General features: G+C 66.3%; 16 protein-coding genes. 8 read left to right on the forward strand and 8 right to left on the reverse strand.

Annotation, left to right across the window (positions count from 1 at the left end):
* The 5 genes from ACSUZC_RS21390 to ACSUZC_RS21410 all read left to right on the forward strand — a co-directional run bounded on the left by ACSUZC_RS21390 (position 1) and on the right by ACSUZC_RS21410 (position 4,588).
* Entirely contained in the window at positions 1–873 is an 873-nt protein-coding gene (locus ACSUZC_RS21390) for a methylenetetrahydrofolate reductase (protein ID WP_439030459.1), read from the forward strand.
* The gene (gene purU, locus ACSUZC_RS21395) at positions 870–1,775 is read left to right on the forward strand and encodes a formyltetrahydrofolate deformylase (protein WP_439030460.1); all 906 of its coding nucleotides are present in this window, start codon (positions 870–872) and stop codon (positions 1,773–1,775) included. Before ACSUZC_RS21390 ends, purU begins: the two co-directional genes overlap by 4 nt.
* The gene (locus ACSUZC_RS21400) at positions 1,687–2,688 is read left to right on the forward strand and encodes a bifunctional 5,10-methylenetetrahydrofolate dehydrogenase/5,10-methenyltetrahydrofolate cyclohydrolase (protein ID WP_439030461.1); all 1,002 of its coding nucleotides are present in this window, start codon (positions 1,687–1,689) and stop codon (positions 2,686–2,688) included. Before purU ends, ACSUZC_RS21400 begins: the two co-directional genes overlap by 89 nt.
* 88 nt (positions 2,689–2,776) lie before the next feature.
* Complete coding sequence (gene folP, locus ACSUZC_RS21405; RefSeq protein WP_439030462.1) at positions 2,777–3,658, forward strand: dihydropteroate synthase; 882 nt, start codon at positions 2,777–2,779, stop codon at positions 3,656–3,658.
* A 9-nt stretch (positions 3,659–3,667) separates the two neighbouring features.
* On the forward strand, positions 3,668–4,588 hold the full coding sequence (locus ACSUZC_RS21410; protein WP_439030463.1) for a LysR family transcriptional regulator: 921 nt from the start codon (positions 3,668–3,670) through the stop codon (positions 4,586–4,588).
* A gap of 68 nt (positions 4,589–4,656) precedes the next feature.
* On the opposite strand, the gene ACSUZC_RS21415 is transcribed toward ACSUZC_RS21410, so the two are convergent.
* The 3 genes from ACSUZC_RS21415 to ACSUZC_RS21425 all read right to left on the reverse strand — a co-directional run bounded on the left by ACSUZC_RS21415 (position 4,657) and on the right by ACSUZC_RS21425 (position 7,189).
* Positions 4,657–5,295 carry a DUF305 domain-containing protein gene (locus ACSUZC_RS21415; protein ID WP_439030464.1) on the reverse strand — a complete coding sequence of 213 codons (639 nt, stop codon included), beginning with the start codon at positions 5,293–5,295 and terminating at the stop codon, positions 4,657–4,659.
* A 100-nt stretch (positions 5,296–5,395) separates the two neighbouring features.
* On the reverse strand, positions 5,396–5,848 hold the full coding sequence (locus ACSUZC_RS21420) for a hypothetical protein (RefSeq protein WP_439030465.1): 453 nt from the start codon (positions 5,846–5,848) through the stop codon (positions 5,396–5,398).
* A gap of 18 nt (positions 5,849–5,866) precedes the next feature.
* Complete coding sequence (locus ACSUZC_RS21425) at positions 5,867–7,189, reverse strand: phosphatase PAP2 family protein (RefSeq protein ID WP_439030466.1); 1,323 nt, start codon at positions 7,187–7,189, stop codon at positions 5,867–5,869.
* A 235-nt stretch (positions 7,190–7,424) separates the two neighbouring features.
* Between ACSUZC_RS21425 and ACSUZC_RS21430 the strand changes: the two genes are divergently transcribed.
* Both ACSUZC_RS21430 and ACSUZC_RS21435 read left to right on the forward strand, forming a co-directional pair.
* Entirely contained in the window at positions 7,425–7,640 is a 216-nt protein-coding gene (locus ACSUZC_RS21430) for a hypothetical protein (RefSeq protein ID WP_004023724.1), read from the forward strand.
* 109 nt (positions 7,641–7,749) lie between these two features.
* Complete coding sequence (locus ACSUZC_RS21435) at positions 7,750–8,520, forward strand: deoxyribonuclease IV (protein ID WP_439030467.1); 771 nt, start codon at positions 7,750–7,752, stop codon at positions 8,518–8,520.
* Between the two features lie 9 nt (positions 8,521–8,529).
* Here the strand turns inward: ACSUZC_RS21435 and ACSUZC_RS21440 are convergent, their stop codons facing one another.
* Positions 8,530–9,018 carry a hypothetical protein gene (locus ACSUZC_RS21440; protein ID WP_439033195.1) on the reverse strand — a complete coding sequence of 163 codons (489 nt, stop codon included), beginning with the start codon at positions 9,016–9,018 and terminating at the stop codon, positions 8,530–8,532.
* A gap of 288 nt (positions 9,019–9,306) precedes the next feature.
* Here ACSUZC_RS21440 and ACSUZC_RS21445 point away from each other — a divergent pair, with 288 nt between their 5' ends.
* Positions 9,307–11,142, forward strand: a complete 1,836-nt coding sequence (locus tag ACSUZC_RS21445) for an acyl-CoA dehydrogenase (RefSeq protein ID WP_439030468.1) — start codon at positions 9,307–9,309, stop codon at positions 11,140–11,142.
* A 171-nt stretch (positions 11,143–11,313) separates the two neighbouring features.
* Here the strand turns inward: ACSUZC_RS21445 and ACSUZC_RS21450 are convergent, their stop codons facing one another.
* From ACSUZC_RS21450 to ACSUZC_RS21465, 4 genes are all read right to left on the reverse strand, one after another.
* Positions 11,314–12,063: an LppU/SCO3897 family protein gene (locus ACSUZC_RS21450; protein WP_439030469.1), complete on the reverse strand. Its 750-nt coding sequence runs from the start codon at positions 12,061–12,063 to the stop codon at positions 11,314–11,316.
* A gap of 234 nt (positions 12,064–12,297) precedes the next feature.
* Positions 12,298–12,816: an LppU/SCO3897 family protein gene (locus ACSUZC_RS21455; protein ID WP_439030470.1), complete on the reverse strand. Its 519-nt coding sequence runs from the start codon at positions 12,814–12,816 to the stop codon at positions 12,298–12,300.
* A gap of 373 nt (positions 12,817–13,189) precedes the next feature.
* Positions 13,190–14,407 carry a glycerate kinase family protein gene (locus ACSUZC_RS21460; RefSeq protein ID WP_439030471.1) on the reverse strand — a complete coding sequence of 406 codons (1,218 nt, stop codon included), beginning with the start codon at positions 14,405–14,407 and terminating at the stop codon, positions 13,190–13,192.
* A gap of 75 nt (positions 14,408–14,482) precedes the next feature.
* Positions 14,483–16,045: an SLC13 family permease gene (locus ACSUZC_RS21465; protein ID WP_439030472.1), complete on the reverse strand. Its 1,563-nt coding sequence runs from the start codon at positions 16,043–16,045 to the stop codon at positions 14,483–14,485.
* Positions 16,046–16,177 lie beyond the last annotated feature (132 nt).

The raw sequence follows: 16,177 nt of genomic DNA on the forward strand, positions 1-16,177 counted from the left end.
TTGACTCCCTACTCAGCCGCTGACAACCCATTCACACGCGATGCTCTGCGCGATGCCGTCCAGAGCGCACCCGTCGAGATCATTCCGTTCACCTCCACCGGCGACGCGGTACTCGAACACGTCCCCCGGTCCGTCCGTCTGACGGTGACCGCATCGCCAGGTCGCGGCCAAGACGCCACCATCGACCTCGCCGAGAGACTTTCCCACGCGGGTTATGCGGTCACACCGCACCTCTCGGCGCGCCTGATCCGGGATCGCGGCCACCTGGCCGACATTCTGAGCCGTTGCCGAGATTCAGAGATCACCTCGGCGTTCGTCATCGGAGGCGATGCCACCGACACCGCGACATCCTTCGCCGATGCGCTGGCTCTGCTCACCGCGATCCACGATGGCAGCAGTCCATTCACAGATATCGGTATCGGGGGGCACCCCGAGGGCATTCCCGGGGTGGACGACGCGGTCCTGATGAACGCGCTGTCGGCGAAGGCGATCCTCGCCGATCACATCACGACGCAGATCTGCTTCAATCCCGGCACCACTGTGGCATGGGCTGCAAGGCTCCGGGATTCGGGTATCGACCTCCCGATCCTGGTCGGCGTCCCGGGCGCGGTGCGACGAAAGAAGCTGCTCCGGATCTCCGCCACACTCGGTCTCGGGGAATCGACCCGCTTCCTGACCAAACAACAATCCCTGCTGTATAGGTTCTTCCGGCCGGGCGGATACCGCCCCGATCACATCCTGTCCCGGATCGGCCCTGTCCTCGGCGACCCGCGTTACGGGCTCGCGGGGATACACATCTTCAGCTTCAACGACCTCGATCAGACCATTGCATGGCGTCAGCGCACGCTATCAACCTCGACGGAGACACCATGAACACGGCGGTGATGGCACCCCAACCCACCTCAGCGGCGGGCCGAGACACCGCGGACATGGGGCGGTTGATGATCCAGTGCCCGGACCGGCCCGGAATCGTCGCGGCAGTCGGCACCTTTCTGTCCGAGCACGGCGCGAACATTGTCACACTCGACCAGCATTCAACCGAAGAGACGGGCGGACAATTCATCCAGCGCACCGAGTTCCACCGACCGGGCCTGGCGGCTGCGTGCGAAGACATGCGCTCGGATTTCGCTGAGCACGTCGCCGGACCTTTCGACATGGACTTTCGGATGACGGAGATCGCCCGACCGAAGCGCGTCGCCATCATGGTGTCCAAGACCGACCACTGTCTACTGGACCTGTTGTGGCGCAATCGACGTGGCGAACTCGACATGTCCGTGGCGATGGTGATCGCCAATCATCCGGACCTCGCGGAAGCCGTTCGCCCGTTCGGCGTGCCGTTCTTTCACATACCCGCTTCGCGCGACAATCGCGCCGACGCCGAACAACGACAACTCGAACTCCTGCAGGGAAACGTCGACCTCGTCGTACTCGCGAGGTACATGCAGGTGATCACCCCGGACTTTCTCGAGCGAATCGACTGTCCGCTCATCAACATCCACCATTCGTTCCTACCCGCGTTCATCGGCGCCGGCCCCTACCAGAAGGCGAAGCAACGAGGCGTGAAGCTCGTGGGGGCGACTGCTCACTATGTCACCGCCGAACTCGACGAGGGGCCCATCATCGAACAAGACGTTGTTCGGGTCACTCATGAGCAGTCGACCGAAGACCTGGTCCGCCTCGGCGCGGATGTCGAACGCACCGTTCTCTCGCGAGCCGTTCGATGGCACTGCGAGGATCGCGTCGCACGTACGGGCAACACCACAGTCGTCTTCTAGGAGAATCATGACAGCACAGATCATCGACGGCGTGGCCATAGCGCGGCAGGTCCGTGAAGGCGTCCGGTCAGAAGTGACGCGGCTCGTCGAATCCGGTTTTTCTGCACCAGGACTGGCGACCGTCCTCATCGGCGATGACCCCGCCTCTGAGGTGTATGTCCGGAACAAGCGCCGGGCCTCGGTCGCTGCGGGCATGTCCGATCTACATCAACATCTGTCCGGCGATGTTTCCCAGTCCGCCGCGGTCGAACTCATCGACGAGCTCGCCACGGACCCGCGGGTGTCGGGCATACTCTTGCAGCTGCCGACGCCTGGCCACCTGGATTCCGCCGCGCTGATCGAACGCATACCTGCTTCGAAAGACGTCGACGGACTCACCACGGAGAATGCTGGAAAACTCCTGCAGGGCAAGGAGGGTATCCGCCCATGCACGCCCTCCGGCGTGCTCAGCTTGCTCGACTCTCATCATGTCCCTCTCACCGGTGCCGACGTTGTCGTCGTCGGCCGCTCCGAGTTGGTCGGGAAACCCATGGCGCAGCTGCTCCTGGGGCGCGATGCGACCGTGACCGTGTGCCATTCCCGAACACGCGACCTCGTATCCGTTTGCCGCACTGCGGACGTGCTCGTCGTCGCCGCAGGCGTCCCCGACCTGATCGACGGCTCGGCGATAAAGCCCGGCGCCACCGTGATCGACGTCGGAATCCACCGGGGACCGAACGGATTGAGTGGCGACGTCCACTACCACTCGGCCGTCGAGACCGCCGGATTGATCACGCCGGTGCCCGGCGGAGTCGGTCCGATGACTATCGCCACGTTGCTGGCGAACACCGTGACTGCCGCAAAGATGCAACAGCGGGACACCGCCTCCGACGCCGGGGGCAGCGGGCGCGACCCGTCAACGGCCGGCGCCTGACCGTTACGACGGCCACCGGCCGCAGACAACGAGGTGTGACATGACCCAGAAGGACTCTCGCCACCAGCCGGCCGGCCGATGTCGTGTCATGGGGATAGTGAACGTGACGCCCGATTCCTTCTCCGACGGAGGCCGCTATGTCGACTCCCGATCGGCAATCGAGCACGCATTACAGATGTCGCTCGCCGGTGCGGACATGATCGATGTCGGGGGTGAGTCGACCAGACCCGGCGCGGAACGGGTCGATCCCGATGAAGAGATGCGACGAGTCCTACCCGTCATCGGTGAACTCAGCCGACTCGGCGTGTCGGTCAGCGTGGACACGATGCGCGCGTCGGTGGCCGCGCGGGCACTCGATGCGGGTGCCATATTGATCAATGATGTGAGCGGCGGTCGGGCCGATTCACACATGATCCCACTGGTCGCCGAGGCCGGGGTGGCGTGGGTGTTGAACCACTGGCGCGGTCACAGCCGGACCATGAGCTCTGCCGCGCAGTACGCCGACACTGTGACAGAGGTGCGCAGCGAACTGCTCACGCAGGCCGATCGAGCGGTGTGCGCGGGGATACGGCCTGAACAGATCATCCTCGATCCTGGATTCGGTTTCGCGAAGCGACCGCACGATGACCTCGCGCTCCTCGCCGGCATCGACGACATCGTGGCGATCGGGTTACGTGTACTCGTCGGCACTTCGCGAAAGAGCTTCCTGGGAACGCTCCTGCAGGACCAGGGCGTCCCCCGGCCGGTCCAGTCGAGAGACGCCGCCACCCTTGCCACCACGGTGCTGGCCGCGCGCGCCGGCGTGTGGGCCGTTCGTGTGCACGATGTCGCAGGGAGTGTTGACGGGGTACAGGTCGAAGCAGCAACGCGTAGGGCTTCCCGCGGCGACCACTCGACGCGCTCGTGTACGGGTCGCACGCAGCCGTGGCCGGCCATCTCGGGCGGGCTCGCGCCCTCGTTGAACACCTGAGATCGAGCGATGGCGCGAGAGGTCGATTTCAATCTGCTGCGCACGCTCGACGCGTTGCTGGTCGAACGCAGCGTTTCGCGGGCTGCCGAGAAGCTGATGCTGAGCCAGCCCGCGACCAGCGCGGCGCTGGCCCGTCTGCGGCGCCACTTCGATGACGAGCTACTCATGCGTGACGGGAACACCTACCGACTGACTCCGCTGGCGGCCCAACTCCTCGAACGTACTCCCGACGCCCTGAACGGTCTCGATCGCGTGTTCTCGCATCAGACGTCATTCGATCCCAAGGAATCAGGCCGCCATTTTGTGCTGTCCTGTTCGGACTACTCGTATGTCGGCCTCAGCGATCGCCTGGCGATGATCCACCGCGACGACTCCACTCGGGTCAAGGTGGAGCTCAGACAGCTCACCACAACTCTTCTCGCGGAAGCGCCGGACTCCCTCCAGACGGTCGACGGCGTGGTTCTGCCTCACGGGATTCTTCTCGACGCCAAGAACACTCCGTATCTCGACCTCCTCCGTGACGAGTGGGTCTGCCTCGTCGCCAACGACAACGATCGGGTTGGGGACACACTGACCCGCCAGAATCTCGCCGAACTCCCATGGGTCATCACGTCGTGGCGGCCGGTCACCGACACCAGCGCAATGCGCGAACTACGTCATGAAGGCATCGAACCGCGTATCCAGCTCATCGTCGACAGTTACGCGTCGCTCCCTGCTCTGGTGTCCGGGACGAATCGCATTGCGTTGTGCCAGAAACGACTCACTACTCGGGTGCAGGCCCGGTGGCCGGTGCGGGTGCTGCCCTGCCCGGTGACACTGACACCGTTGAGCCTTGCTCTCTGGTGGCACCCCTCACAAACCGACGATCCTGGTCACGAATGGTTCCGGCACATGTTGTCCGGCGACGGCCCGGCGGAGGCCAGCCTGTGAAGGACCCCGCTCGGGGCGGTTGACGTCCGTTCGCGGACGTCAACCGCCCCGATGTCATTCCTGGGCGCTCAGCTCTGGCCGAGCATGCCCTTCATCTGATCGATCTCGGCCTTCTGCGTCTTCTTCACTTCCGCCGCAAGTGCTTTGGTCGCCGGATCGACACCGTCGGTGAGGACGGCGTCGGCCATCGCGATGGCTCCCTCGTGGTGGCGGATCATCCCTTCGAGCCACAGCGTGTCGAAGGCCGAGCCCTGCGAGTTCCGCAGTGCCGTCATCTGATCCGACGACAACATGCCGGGCATGTCGTCGTGTCCACCGTGACCGCCGTGGGAGTCCGTCTCGGAGGGGTCGACGCCCCACGACTCGAGCCGGCTTTCCATCTCGGTGATCTCGGTGTTCTGCGCCTTCTCGATCGATGACGCGAGCGCGATCAGCTCGGCGTTGTCGGTCCTGCCCTCGACGAGTTCGGCCATCATCACCGCCTGACGGTGGTGCCCGATCATCGTCGAGGTGAACTCCACATCGGCTTCGTTGTGATCAGCCGATGCCGAAGCCGAGACCGACGAGACGGGCTGGGAGGCTCCCGTGGTGGTCGTGGCCGGCTCCTCGTCCGGCGAACATCCGGCAAGGGCGAGCACGGCAGACGCCGCGAGTCCGAGTCCGGCGACCGCGCGCACTCGGCGTCGAGATGTTTTGTGTGCGTACATGAGTGGGATTCCTTTGCTGCTGAGATCCGGCCGCGTCGATGCGCAGGCCGGTGGTGGAGAGAGGACGACATGGCGAACCGAGCGGTCCGCCGAGGTCTCCTCAGCAGCGGATCACCTGCAATTGCAGATGCGAGGGGATCGCCCAGGGTGGTGGACGGCCCAGCACGGTCGTGCGGTGTCGAACCGTGTCGGTGACGCGCGGCAGCACCGCCAGCGCCCAGACGAGCAGGACCAGCACCACGGCCGGGAGGTCGACGTCCGCCGCACGGGTGAAGACGCAGTCGTGGACGTGATCCCCGCAGTCCTCGGAGGCCGTCATCTCCGGCGCCGACACCATCACCGGCGACGCGACCATCGCGGCGTCGTCGACACCATGCGACTCAGGGTGCCCCGCAGAATGACCGGGCATCTCGTGCCCCGCGGTGGCCGCGGCAGGCGCGCCCGCATGTCCCGACACCACGGTGTGCATGAGCATCACGGCCAGGACGAGCACGAACACCAGCCCGCGTCGTCGTACGACCACGCGGTGACCCGGATGGCGGCGTCGGCTCACGGTGTCCACACTACGAGTTCACGACGCGCTGCTCGAGGCCCTCGCTGTGTCGTCGCGGGAGTCGGTGTCGGCGGGCTTCGGATCGGCGGCTTGCGCGTCGTCCTCCCCCGCGGCCGCGCTCTCGGCGGCCAACCGTCTCTGACGCGGGATCAGCCATTGCCGGTCGATGAGCCGGTAGGTCACCACCACCGCGGCCGCCAACGCCCAGCCGAGGACGATGTCGAAGATGTAGTGCTCGGCGGTGTAGACGAGCGCGAACGCCATCGCGAACGCGTACCCCATGTACAGCGTCTTGCCCAGGGCCTTCACCCGCGGCCACATGAAGAGCGCGAGCAGCATCGTGAGCCCCGCATGCAGTGAGGGGATCGCCGCGACCAGGTTGGACTTGCCCTGCCCGACTTCCACCAGGTTCGACGCGGCGTGGATGTTCAGGAAGCCCCATCCGCGCGAGGAGATGCGTTCGACGTAGGGGTTGGCGTCCGGATACTCGTTGTCGAGCGGACCGAGGAGGCCGCCCGGCTCCTTCGCCTCCTCCGAGTACATACAGATGGGGTCGCGCGGGAAGTCCTGGACCTCTGCCGCGGTGCATCGTGCGGCCGCCCACGGCGGCGCCCCGGGAACCAGTGTGTAACCGACCAGCGCGAGGAATGTGGTGGCCACGAAGCACGCCGCATACCGGCGCCATGCCGATCGGTCCTTCAGCCACAGCACGGCGGCGACGGCGTACGGGACGATGAAGTACGACATGTAGACGACGCTGACGATGACCTCCCACCAGGGCGGGCTCGCCTGCTTGAGGTTCTCCTGCAGCCAGGCGGTGGGATTGACCCCACCGGTCAGCCATGCGTCGAAGTCGATCGCGAGATGCCAATGTGTGGGCATGTCGACGATGCGTGCGACGTCGCGCGTCCAGTCGTAGAGGATCAGGATCAACGCGAACGGCGCCCAGTCGATGAGGATCGTGATGAACTTGCGGCGGCCGATGCACGCCGCCGCGAGTCCCAGACACATCAGGATGATCAGGCGCGTGCGGTCGAAGGCCAGGCCATAGAGCGCGACGTGGACCGCCATCAGAACGACCCAGGCGCCGATCGCGATGCGCCGGACCATCGTCAGGTCGCGACGGCTCTCGGGGTCGGATTCCATCTCTGCCGCGGCGGCCAGATCGTCGACGACCGGGGACATCTCCGGCGGATCGGCGTCGGCGGGAGAAGGTCTTGCACCTTCGGCTGCGGACGCACCATCGGGCGCCTTCGCGGCTGTCGTTTTCGTGGCCTCGCGCTCACCGCGCCCGGAAGGCCGGCCCGGTTGCGGGACGCCCACCGTCTCGTCGACACTCACCCGACACAATCCCGCCCGTCACACCCCGCAGGGCAACCACCCACTTAACCTGCCGTCAGTGTAATGGCCATCTTTTGTCCGCCACCCACCGCGACGGCCAGGCATGTCGCACTCGGGCTTCTCGGCGCGCATGGATTCGAGGCGCTGGGCTGGGGTAAATGACCGTTTTTGCCGGACCACTCGCCGGTCTCGGTGTTGTGGATCACACTGGAGCCACCGTTCGAAGGAGGTCTCGGTGCCCAATCGCTATCTGCGCTACGGCGACCAGCGCTACATCATCAACAAGGAGGCCGAAGCCCGGCTCAACCGCACGCTCGACGCGGTCTACGCCGACGGCACCCGCGGCCACGAGTGGCTGAACCTCTATCACGACAGCGCGGCACCCTGCCGGCTGCTCATCGCCCCCGGCGTACCGATCACCATCGAGACCGAACCCTGCCTCGGCGAATGAGTCGCCGCCGGCGCTGACCGCTACCGGCCGATGTCGGCCCCGACCACCGCCCGCCCGAGACCGGCGACGGGCATTCCGGGCCGTCGGTGGCGGCCACTATCGTTGTCGCATGCGCATCGGAGCACATCTTCGCGAGGACGCCGACCCACTGGCCACGGCCGAAGAACTCGGCATCGACGTCTTCCAGATGTTCGTCACGGATCCCCAGAGCTGGAAGAAGCCCCAGCCCAATCCGCGGGCGGCCGAGTTCCGGGAATCCGACATCGACGTCGTCGTGCACTCGAGCTACCAGATCAACGTCGCGAGCCTGAACAACAGGCTGCGGATGCCCTCACGCAAAGCCGTCGAACAGCAGGCAGCTGCCGCCGCGGAACTCGGCGCGTTCGGTCTCGTCGTCCACGGCGGTCACCTGCGGGACGGCGAGGACAGCGCCGAGGGATTCGCGAACTGGCGCAAGCTCTTCGATCGTCAGGTCGACAAGGGCGGCTTCGGCGTACCGATCCTGATCGAGAACACCGCCGGCGGCGACCACGCGATGGCCCGCACCCTGGAGGCGATCGACCGGTTGTGGGAGGCGGTCGGCGACTTCGACCAGGCCGGCTTCTGCCTCGACACCTGTCACGCGTGGGCGGGTGGCGAAGACCTGGTCGGGCTCGTCGAACGCGTCCGCCAGATCACCGGACGAATCGACCTGGTGCACCTCAACAATTCGCGCGACGAGTTCGACTCCGGACGCGACCGGCACGCCAACCTCGCTTCCGGCCACATCGACCCCGAGGTCCTGGTGGCGGTCGCCGAGGCGGCGGGTGCGCCGGTCATCCTCGAGACGCCCGCCGAGGGCATCCCCGACGATCTCGCCTACCTCCGCGAATCCCTCTGATCCGTCAGGTCATGAGACCGGGTAGGCCGCCACGTTCATCACGACGGTCCCTCGGCACGGACCTCCGGAGATCGTGGTCCGCCACACGCCCTTGAGCGAGCCGTCGCTCTGCGGCCGGTAGGTCGCGACCGACCGCGCAGGCCGCCACACCTTCGGGACACCCGCGCCCTGCCAGCAATCCCACTGCCAGCTGTAGCGATGTACCCAGGCGCCGTTCTGCCAGGTGTAGCGCGGCGGCTGGGGCAGCGTCGGGTTCGCAGGCTTGGGGCCGCCCACGACGGTCGCGGTGCACCTGGTGCGGAGACACTCGGTGACGAAGGTGTAGTCGTCGGCGAAGTCGGGTTCGCGTTGACGTGCCGCGAGGCTGGTCCCGGTCTTGGTCGCCGCGAACCTCTTGAGCGAGTACACCCCGTTCCACGCCGGCTTGGGTGCGGCGTCGGCCGGGGCGACACTCACCAGCAGACCGGCTGCCAGAGCGAGAATCGCGATCACGACCATCGCCGTCCGAGATGTGCCGATTCGGGATCTTCTCATGGCTCATTGGAGCGCACATCGAACCGAGATGTCGGAGTTGGGGGATTCTCGTCGGCGGGATCGACCGCCGGGGGCGTAGATCACACGTTCATCGATTGCCCCGACGCGAGGATGGGTCTATTCTTGGGGTTACCGGCGAGTAACTTAGCTCGAGCCGAACAGCCACATCGCCCGGCCGGTACGCGCCCTCGCGACGCGATCGGACCGGGTCGAGGACGCCAAGCACACGGCCACACCAGATAAGGAACCACGATGGGCCATTACAAGAGCAACATGCGCGACCTGCAGTTCAACCTCTTCGAACTGTTCGAGCTCGACAAGGTACTCGAAGCAGGCGACTTCGGTGACCTCGACCACGAGACCGCCGTCGACATGCTGCGCGAGGTCCGCGCGCTCGCCGAGGGCCCCATCGCGGAATCCTTCGTCGAGGCCGACCGCAACCCGCCGGTCTTCGACCCCGACAACCACACCGTGACGATCCCCGAGTCGTTCAAGAAGTCCTACAACGCCCTCGTCGAAGGCGGCTGGGACAAGATCGGCATCGCCGAGGAGCTCGGCGGTCTGCCCGCTCCCCGTTCGCTGTACTGGGCCATCGGCGAGATGATCCTGGGCGCCAACCCGCCGGTCTTCATGTACGCCGCCGGTGCGGGTTTCTCGAACATCTTCTACGACAACGGCACCGACGAGCAGAAGAAGTGGGCAGCGATCTGCTCCGAGCGCGGCTGGGGCGCCACCATGGTGCTGACCGAGCCCGACGCCGGTTCCGATGTGGGCGCCGGCCGCACCAAGGCAGTGCAGCAGGAAGACGGCTCCTGGCACATCGACGGCGTAAAGCGCTTCATCACCTCGGCCGATCAGGACATGACCGAGAACATCTTCCACCTCGTGCTCGCACGACCCGAGGGTGCCGGACCGGGCACCAAGGGCCTGTCGCTGTTCTTCGTACCGAAGTTCCACTTCGACTTCGAGACCGGCGAGCTCGGCGAGCGCAACGGCGTCTTCGTCACCAATGTCGAGCACAAGATGGGCATCAAGGCCTCGGCCACCTGTGAGGTCACCTTCGGACAGCACGGTGTCCCGGCCAAGGGCTGGCTCGTCGGCGAGGTCCACAAGGGCATCGCGCAGATGTTCGACGTCATCGAGCACGCTCGAATGATGGTGGGCACCAAGGCCATCTCGACCCTGTCGACCGGTTACCTGAATGCACTCGAATACGCCAAGGAGCGTATCCAGGGTGCGGACATGACCCAGATGACCGACAAGAGCGCACCGCGCGTGTCGATCACCCATCACCCGGATGTCCGTCGCTCGCTGATGACCCAGAAGGCATACGCCGAGGGACTGCGCGCGATCTACCTGTACACCGCGTCGCACCAGGACGTCGCCGCCGCGAAGATCGTCTCCGGCGCCGACGCCGAGATGGCACACCGCGTCAACGACCTGCTCCTGCCGATCGTCAAGGGCGTCGGTTCCGAGCGCGCCTACGGCACCCTCGGCCACGAGTCGCTCCAGACCCTCGGTGGCTCCGGCTTCCTGCAGGACTACCCGATCGAGCAGTACATCCGCGACTCCAAGATCGATTCGCTCTACGAAGGCACCACGGCCATCCAGGCCCAGGACTTCTTCTTCCGCAAGATCATCCGCGACAAGGGCCAGGCCCTGGCACACGTCGCCGGACAGATCCAGAGCTTCATCGACTCCGAGGCGGGCAACGGCCGGCTCAAGACCGAGCGTGCACTGCTGAAGACGGCCCTCGACGACGTCCAGGGGATGGCGGCGTCGCTGACCAACGATCTGATGGCGGCACAGGAGAACTCGTCCGAGCTGTACAAGGTCGGTCTCGGATCGGTCCGCTTCCTGATGGCGGTCGGCGACCTCCTCATCGGCTGGCTGCTCCTGCGCCAGTCCGAGGTGGCCCTCGCCGCACTGGACAACGGCGCCACCGATGCCGACAAGTCGTTCTATGAGGGCAAGGTCGCAGTGGCCAGCTTCTTCGCCAAGAACATGCTGCCCCTGCTCACCGCCGTCCGCGTCACCGTCGAGAACATCGACAACGACATCATGGAACTCGACGAAGCGGCTTTCTGAGCCAGAACCACCTGAGACGAGAACTCCCACCGGCGAATCCACCGGTGGGAGTTCTCGTTTCCTTCGGTCGGCGTAGATCCACCAGCGATGGACAGACACGCCCCCGATCTCGGGGTGGACCTGTCCATTGGTGGTGGGTGTGCCCGGTTCACACCGCGCGGGTCGACGGTGTCACTCGATCAGACTGAAGCAGTAACCAACGGGCCTGGGCTTTTCCGCGAAGTAGGTCCCGTCGGAATCGGTGCACTGCGGTTCACCCGACGTCTTCGAATCGACGCGAATGTTCGTCCCTCCGGAAACCGGTGAACCGCACTGGATCTCGCGCGTCTCGGCGAGCGCGTTGCCGCCGGTCGCGGTCGGCAGGAAGTAACACCGTCCCTCCTGATAGACCTGCGCCAGGCAGAGCGCGCCGTCCTCGCCCGCGATCCAATACCGGGAGTAGTCGGGACCGCACAGTCCCTCGGTGATCGCCTTGTCCGCCACGACATAGTGGAAACCGGTGTCCGCACAGGACACTTCGCGGGCCTTGAGCGTGTCCGGCTCCGCCGTCACCACGATGCACTCACCCACCGCGACGTCGCTGGTGTCCTGAACCCCACTCCCGCCCTGAGCCGCGCCGATCACCACTCTCGCCACCCCGCCGATCACGACGATCAGCAACAACGCACCGACGACGGCCAGCGCAACCCACAACCCCGTGCGCTTCTTCTTCGGCGGCGGCGGGAACGGCGGCCCGGGTGGATACGTCCCTCCCGGCATCGGACCCGGGTACGGAGGCGGGGCGCCATAGGGCATCTGATTCGGTGGCGGCGCCCCGAAGGTCCGGTTGGGCGGCGGGAACCCGCCGTGCGGTGGGTACTGCCCGGGCTGTGGTTGTGGCCCGAATCGAGGGTCCCCCGGTTGATACGGCGAGTTGGTCACGCCGCGAAGACTACCGGCACCGGTCCATGGGATCAGCGCACCGGCAGACCTCAACTCGACCGATGGACTTCGATCGAAGTCCTTCGGTCGGATTGAAGTCCGTCGGTCGGGCGATAGTCCGGGGGACCGAGCAGGTCGATCGGTGGGTGGACATCTGGGGTCGACGTCTGCGTGAGCTCAGACCACAAACCAATATCGACCAGATCGCCCCCTGCTGCCTGCCACGGCGAGTAGTCATGCGAGATAGGTGAGGCAGTAACCGGCCGGCACCGGCTTGGACACGTAGTACTTATCCTGGGTTGGGGCACATCGTGGTTCCGCCGAGATCTTTGTGTCGATGCGGAAGTTGATCGCGCCGGGCCGGAGGACTGGCTTGCCGCAGTCGATTTCGCGCATCTCCGCCAAAGCAGTACCGCCGGTCGCACTCGGTTCGTAGTAGCACCGACCCTGTTTGTACACCGGCGCCAGGCAGAGAACGTCACTTGTCCCCGAGCGCGCATGGACAAACCAGGACCTCGAGTAGTCCGGACCGCACGCAGCCTCATTGACAACCTTGTCCGCTACGACGAAGTGGAAGGTACCCACATCGCAGGATGCACGGTAAGTGCGCGCCTCGCCGTTGAGAGTCTTCATCGTCACGCACTCGCCGACGGCCACATCATCGCTAGTGGTGATAGTGACACTCGGTGGTAGTGAGTCCACCAACTTCGACATCATCACAAAGGCGGAAACAGCCACCACGACTGCCGTCACCCCCAGCGAGACCCACAACCAGGCGCGCTTCTTCTTAGGCCGCGGACGAAACGGCGGTCCTGGCGGGTACATGCCTCCGGGAATCGGACCACCGTACGGAGGCGGAGCCCCGTACGGCTGAGTCGGCGGTTGAAAACCCGGATGCGGAGGGTACTGCCCGGGTGGGGGTGGTGGTCCGAATCGCGGATCCCCCGACTGATATGGCGAATTGGTCACGCGCGAAGACTATCCCGAACCTCGCGATCGCTGCCCGTCGTATCCACTGTCGGATCTGTTGTCCGACTGGGACGCCTACCGGTCGGCCCCACCGGCGAACCTCAAATCGACCGATGGACTTCGATCGAAGTCCATCGGTCGAAACGAAGTTCGTCGGTCAGACGGCCTTCTTGCGCTTCCGCTGTCCCGCCCGGGCGGACACAGCCGCGCCGAGCAGGATCATCCGCATGGTGCGCTCGGCGGCATCGGCGAGGAGTTTCTCGCCGTTGGCCACGGCCTCCGACAGCGGCATGGGAACCGGAATTATCGACGCGATCGCGCCGATCCCCACGTCGTGCACGGACGGGGCACCATGCCCGAGCGAACCCGCGAGCGCGACGACAGGCACACCCCGCAACTGGGCGCGGCGCGCCACCTCGGCGGGCACCTTTCCGTGCGGGGTCTGGAAGTCGATGGACCCCTCGGCCGTGATCACGAGGTCGGCCTTGCCGATTCGATGGTCGAGGTCGATCCCCGACAGTCCGGAATCGAGCAACGCATCGAAGCGTGAACGTAGGACGCCGCCGACGGCGGCCAGTCCCGCCCCCAGCCCGCCCGAGGCGCCGGAACCCGCCCCGTGGCGATAGTCGTTGCCGGGCAGCCCATCCCGCTCCAGGACGCCCGCCCAGACGTCGAGCGCCGCCGACAACGAATCGACCTGGGCCGGCGTCGCACCCTTCTGCGGCCCGAAGACCCGCGCCACGCCGTGCGGCCCGGTGAGCACATTGTGTGGATTACCCGCGATCACCATCTCCGTCTCCCGCAGCCGGGGATGCAGGCCGGCGAGGTCCAGTGCCACGGCTCGAGCGAGTTGATCTCCACCGCGACCGATCTCGCGACCGTCGTGGTCCAACACGCGCGCCCCGAGAGCCTGCAACGCACCCGCGCCGCCGTCGCACGTACCCGAGTCCCCGCACCCGACCAGGATCGCCGAAACACCGGCGTCGAGCGCCGCGGCGATCAGTTGTCCGACACCGAAGGTGGTGGTGGCGCCGGGATCTCGCTGCCCGGCCGGAACGAGCGCCAAGCCCGCGGCGGCGGCCATTTCGACGACGCCGATCCGGTTCCGGCCGACGCCCACTTCAGCCCAATGCGATTGCACGGGTTCACCTGTGGGACCGCAGACGGTCAGTTCGTGGAGCCGGCCGTTACCTGCGGCCGCCAAGATGCGCGCCGTTCCCTCACCCCCGTCGGCGATGGGCGCGATGTCGACGCGCACCCCGGGAAGGGTGCGCCGAACCCCCGCGGCGATGGCGGTGGCCACCGACAGGGCGTCGAGGCTCTCCTTGAAACCGCTCGGGGCGACCAGGATTCGTTGCGGAACTCGGACAGACATCGGGACTCCTGTTGATCGATGGGACGGCAGAACTCGCACCCGCAGGCAGAGTCGGTGATAGTCGCGGCGCGACGGTCAGGACGAGAGAAGGGGAAGCCCGAGGTGGGGCCACACCCAGCAGGCGAAGACGATCAGCAACCCCAGCGACACCGGCGCGAGCAACGCCGACATCCCGAGGAGATGCCGCGGTTGGTAACCCGGCACTTCGGCACTCGCGGCGAACATGGCCACCGGCTTCGCCGAGCTCGTCAGTGTGATGCAGAATCCGGCGGCCGCGGTGGACAGGAAGGCCGCGGCCACGGGGTCGACCCCGACAGCGGGGGCGGTGACGACGATGATGGGGATCAGCACCGCCGAACGGGCCGAACGAGATTGGATCACCAGGTGCGCGAGTAGTGACACGGTGGCCGACACGACGACGAACACCATCGCGGCCGCCGGGCCGCTGTCGGCGATGGAACCGAAAGCCCGGTCAGCCAACCACTGTGCGGCGCCGCTGGAGTTGAGGGCCATCCCCAGCGCGAGGGTCGCGGCCATGAACAGCAGAAGCGTCCACGGGATGGTCTTCAGCGCCGCGCCCAGCGTGGTCGCCCCGACCGCAGGGGCGGACGCGGCCAGCGCGCCGAGCACCGCGACGATCGCCGGGTCGACGCCGTGCAGAGGCTCAGAACACCAGAGCGCGACCACGAGTCCGAGAATGACCGACACTCGTCGTTGAGCGGTCGTGAGCGGGCCCGAAGTCGCCGTTCCGGTCGACTCGAAAGCAGCCGGCGGCACGCGCAGTGGACGCGCCCGTTCGTCGTGGTCGGTCATCAACCACAGCGCGACCTCTGCCGCCGAGTGCGACCACACGACTGCCAGCGGCACGCCGAGTACCGCCCACTGCAGGAATCCGATACCGGTTCCGGTTGCCGCCGAGACGATCTCGGCGGTGATGAGGTGTGCGCCGGCACCCAGGAGCGATCCGACCGCCGAGAACAGGATCACGAACGGGAAGACCAGCGCGAGACACAGCACCAGTCGCGGCCTGTCACGCAGCACCGCGGCGAGGGCGAGGAAGATCGGAAGCGCGAGGGCTGCGCGCCCGGACGTCGCCGGGATCGCGAAAGTGGTCAGCAGCAGCGCTGCGGTGAGGAGATGGACCAGCTGGCGAGGCGTGCGGGCTCGGCGAACGACCCGCGCCGACACACGAGCCGAGAGGCCCGACGCCGTGATCGCGGCCGCGATCACGAAGGCACCGATCAGAAGCCAGATCACCCCTGAGCCGAGGCTTCCCACGAAGGCATCGGCGTCGATGATCCCGAAGATCACCAGGGCGATGCCACCGCCGAGGGCGACGTAGGTGTCGTCGAGGGGCGAGAAGATCCACGCCCACACCGCGACCAGGAACACGAGCAGGGTGACGACGGCGTCGAACGACAGCTCCCCCGACCATCCGGCGTGCCCGACGAACGCGCCGGCGACCACGACGACGACCAGTCCTGCTGCCGCCCACGGGGACAACGCTCCGCCGAGGATTTCCCGGAGGGGCCGGCGCGGCGGTGGCGGCACCACCCTTTGCACAGGCGGGCGCGTCGCGAACATCGTCACCGGCCCCGGGTGCCCCGGGTCTCGGTCGATCGTGTGCGGAACGTTCATGCCGACAACTATCGGGCGCCGGCGTGACACCTCCATGAGACGCGAATGAAAGTTCTTTCACACGAGCAGGTCACGAAGAACGAACAGACGCACCGCCGGATCGGCAGTGCGTCTGCTCATCGACGTCGATCG

The sequence above is a fragment of the Gordonia terrae genome (genome assembly GCF_051789125.1).
Taxonomy (GTDB): Bacteria; Actinomycetota; Actinomycetes; order Mycobacteriales; family Mycobacteriaceae; genus Gordonia; species Gordonia terrae_A.

Coding starts and splice junctions, on each gene's coding strand:
- ACSUZC_RS21415 (WP_439030464.1), bottom strand. CDS start 5,295: ATGTACGCACACAAAACATCTCGACGCCGAGTGCGCGCGGTCGCCGGA.
- ACSUZC_RS21440 (WP_439033195.1), bottom strand. CDS start 9,018: ATGGTCGTGATCGCGATTCTCGCTCTGGCAGCCGGTCTGCTGGTGAGT.
- folP (WP_439030462.1), top strand. CDS start 2,777: ATGGGGATAGTGAACGTGACGCCCGATTCCTTCTCCGACGGAGGCCGC.
- ACSUZC_RS21400 (WP_439030461.1), top strand. CDS start 1,687: ATGTCGAACGCACCGTTCTCTCGCGAGCCGTTCGATGGCACTGCGAGG.
- ACSUZC_RS21435 (WP_439030467.1), top strand. CDS start 7,750: ATGCGCATCGGAGCACATCTTCGCGAGGACGCCGACCCACTGGCCACG.
- ACSUZC_RS21445 (WP_439030468.1), top strand. CDS start 9,307: ATGGGCCATTACAAGAGCAACATGCGCGACCTGCAGTTCAACCTCTTC.
- purU (WP_439030460.1), top strand. CDS start 870: ATGAACACGGCGGTGATGGCACCCCAACCCACCTCAGCGGCGGGCCGA.
- ACSUZC_RS21465 (WP_439030472.1), bottom strand. CDS start 16,045: ATGAACGTTCCGCACACGATCGACCGAGACCCGGGGCACCCGGGGCCG.
- ACSUZC_RS21410 (WP_439030463.1), top strand. CDS start 3,668: ATGGCGCGAGAGGTCGATTTCAATCTGCTGCGCACGCTCGACGCGTTG.
- ACSUZC_RS21460 (WP_439030471.1), bottom strand. CDS start 14,407: ATGTCTGTCCGAGTTCCGCAACGAATCCTGGTCGCCCCGAGCGGTTTC.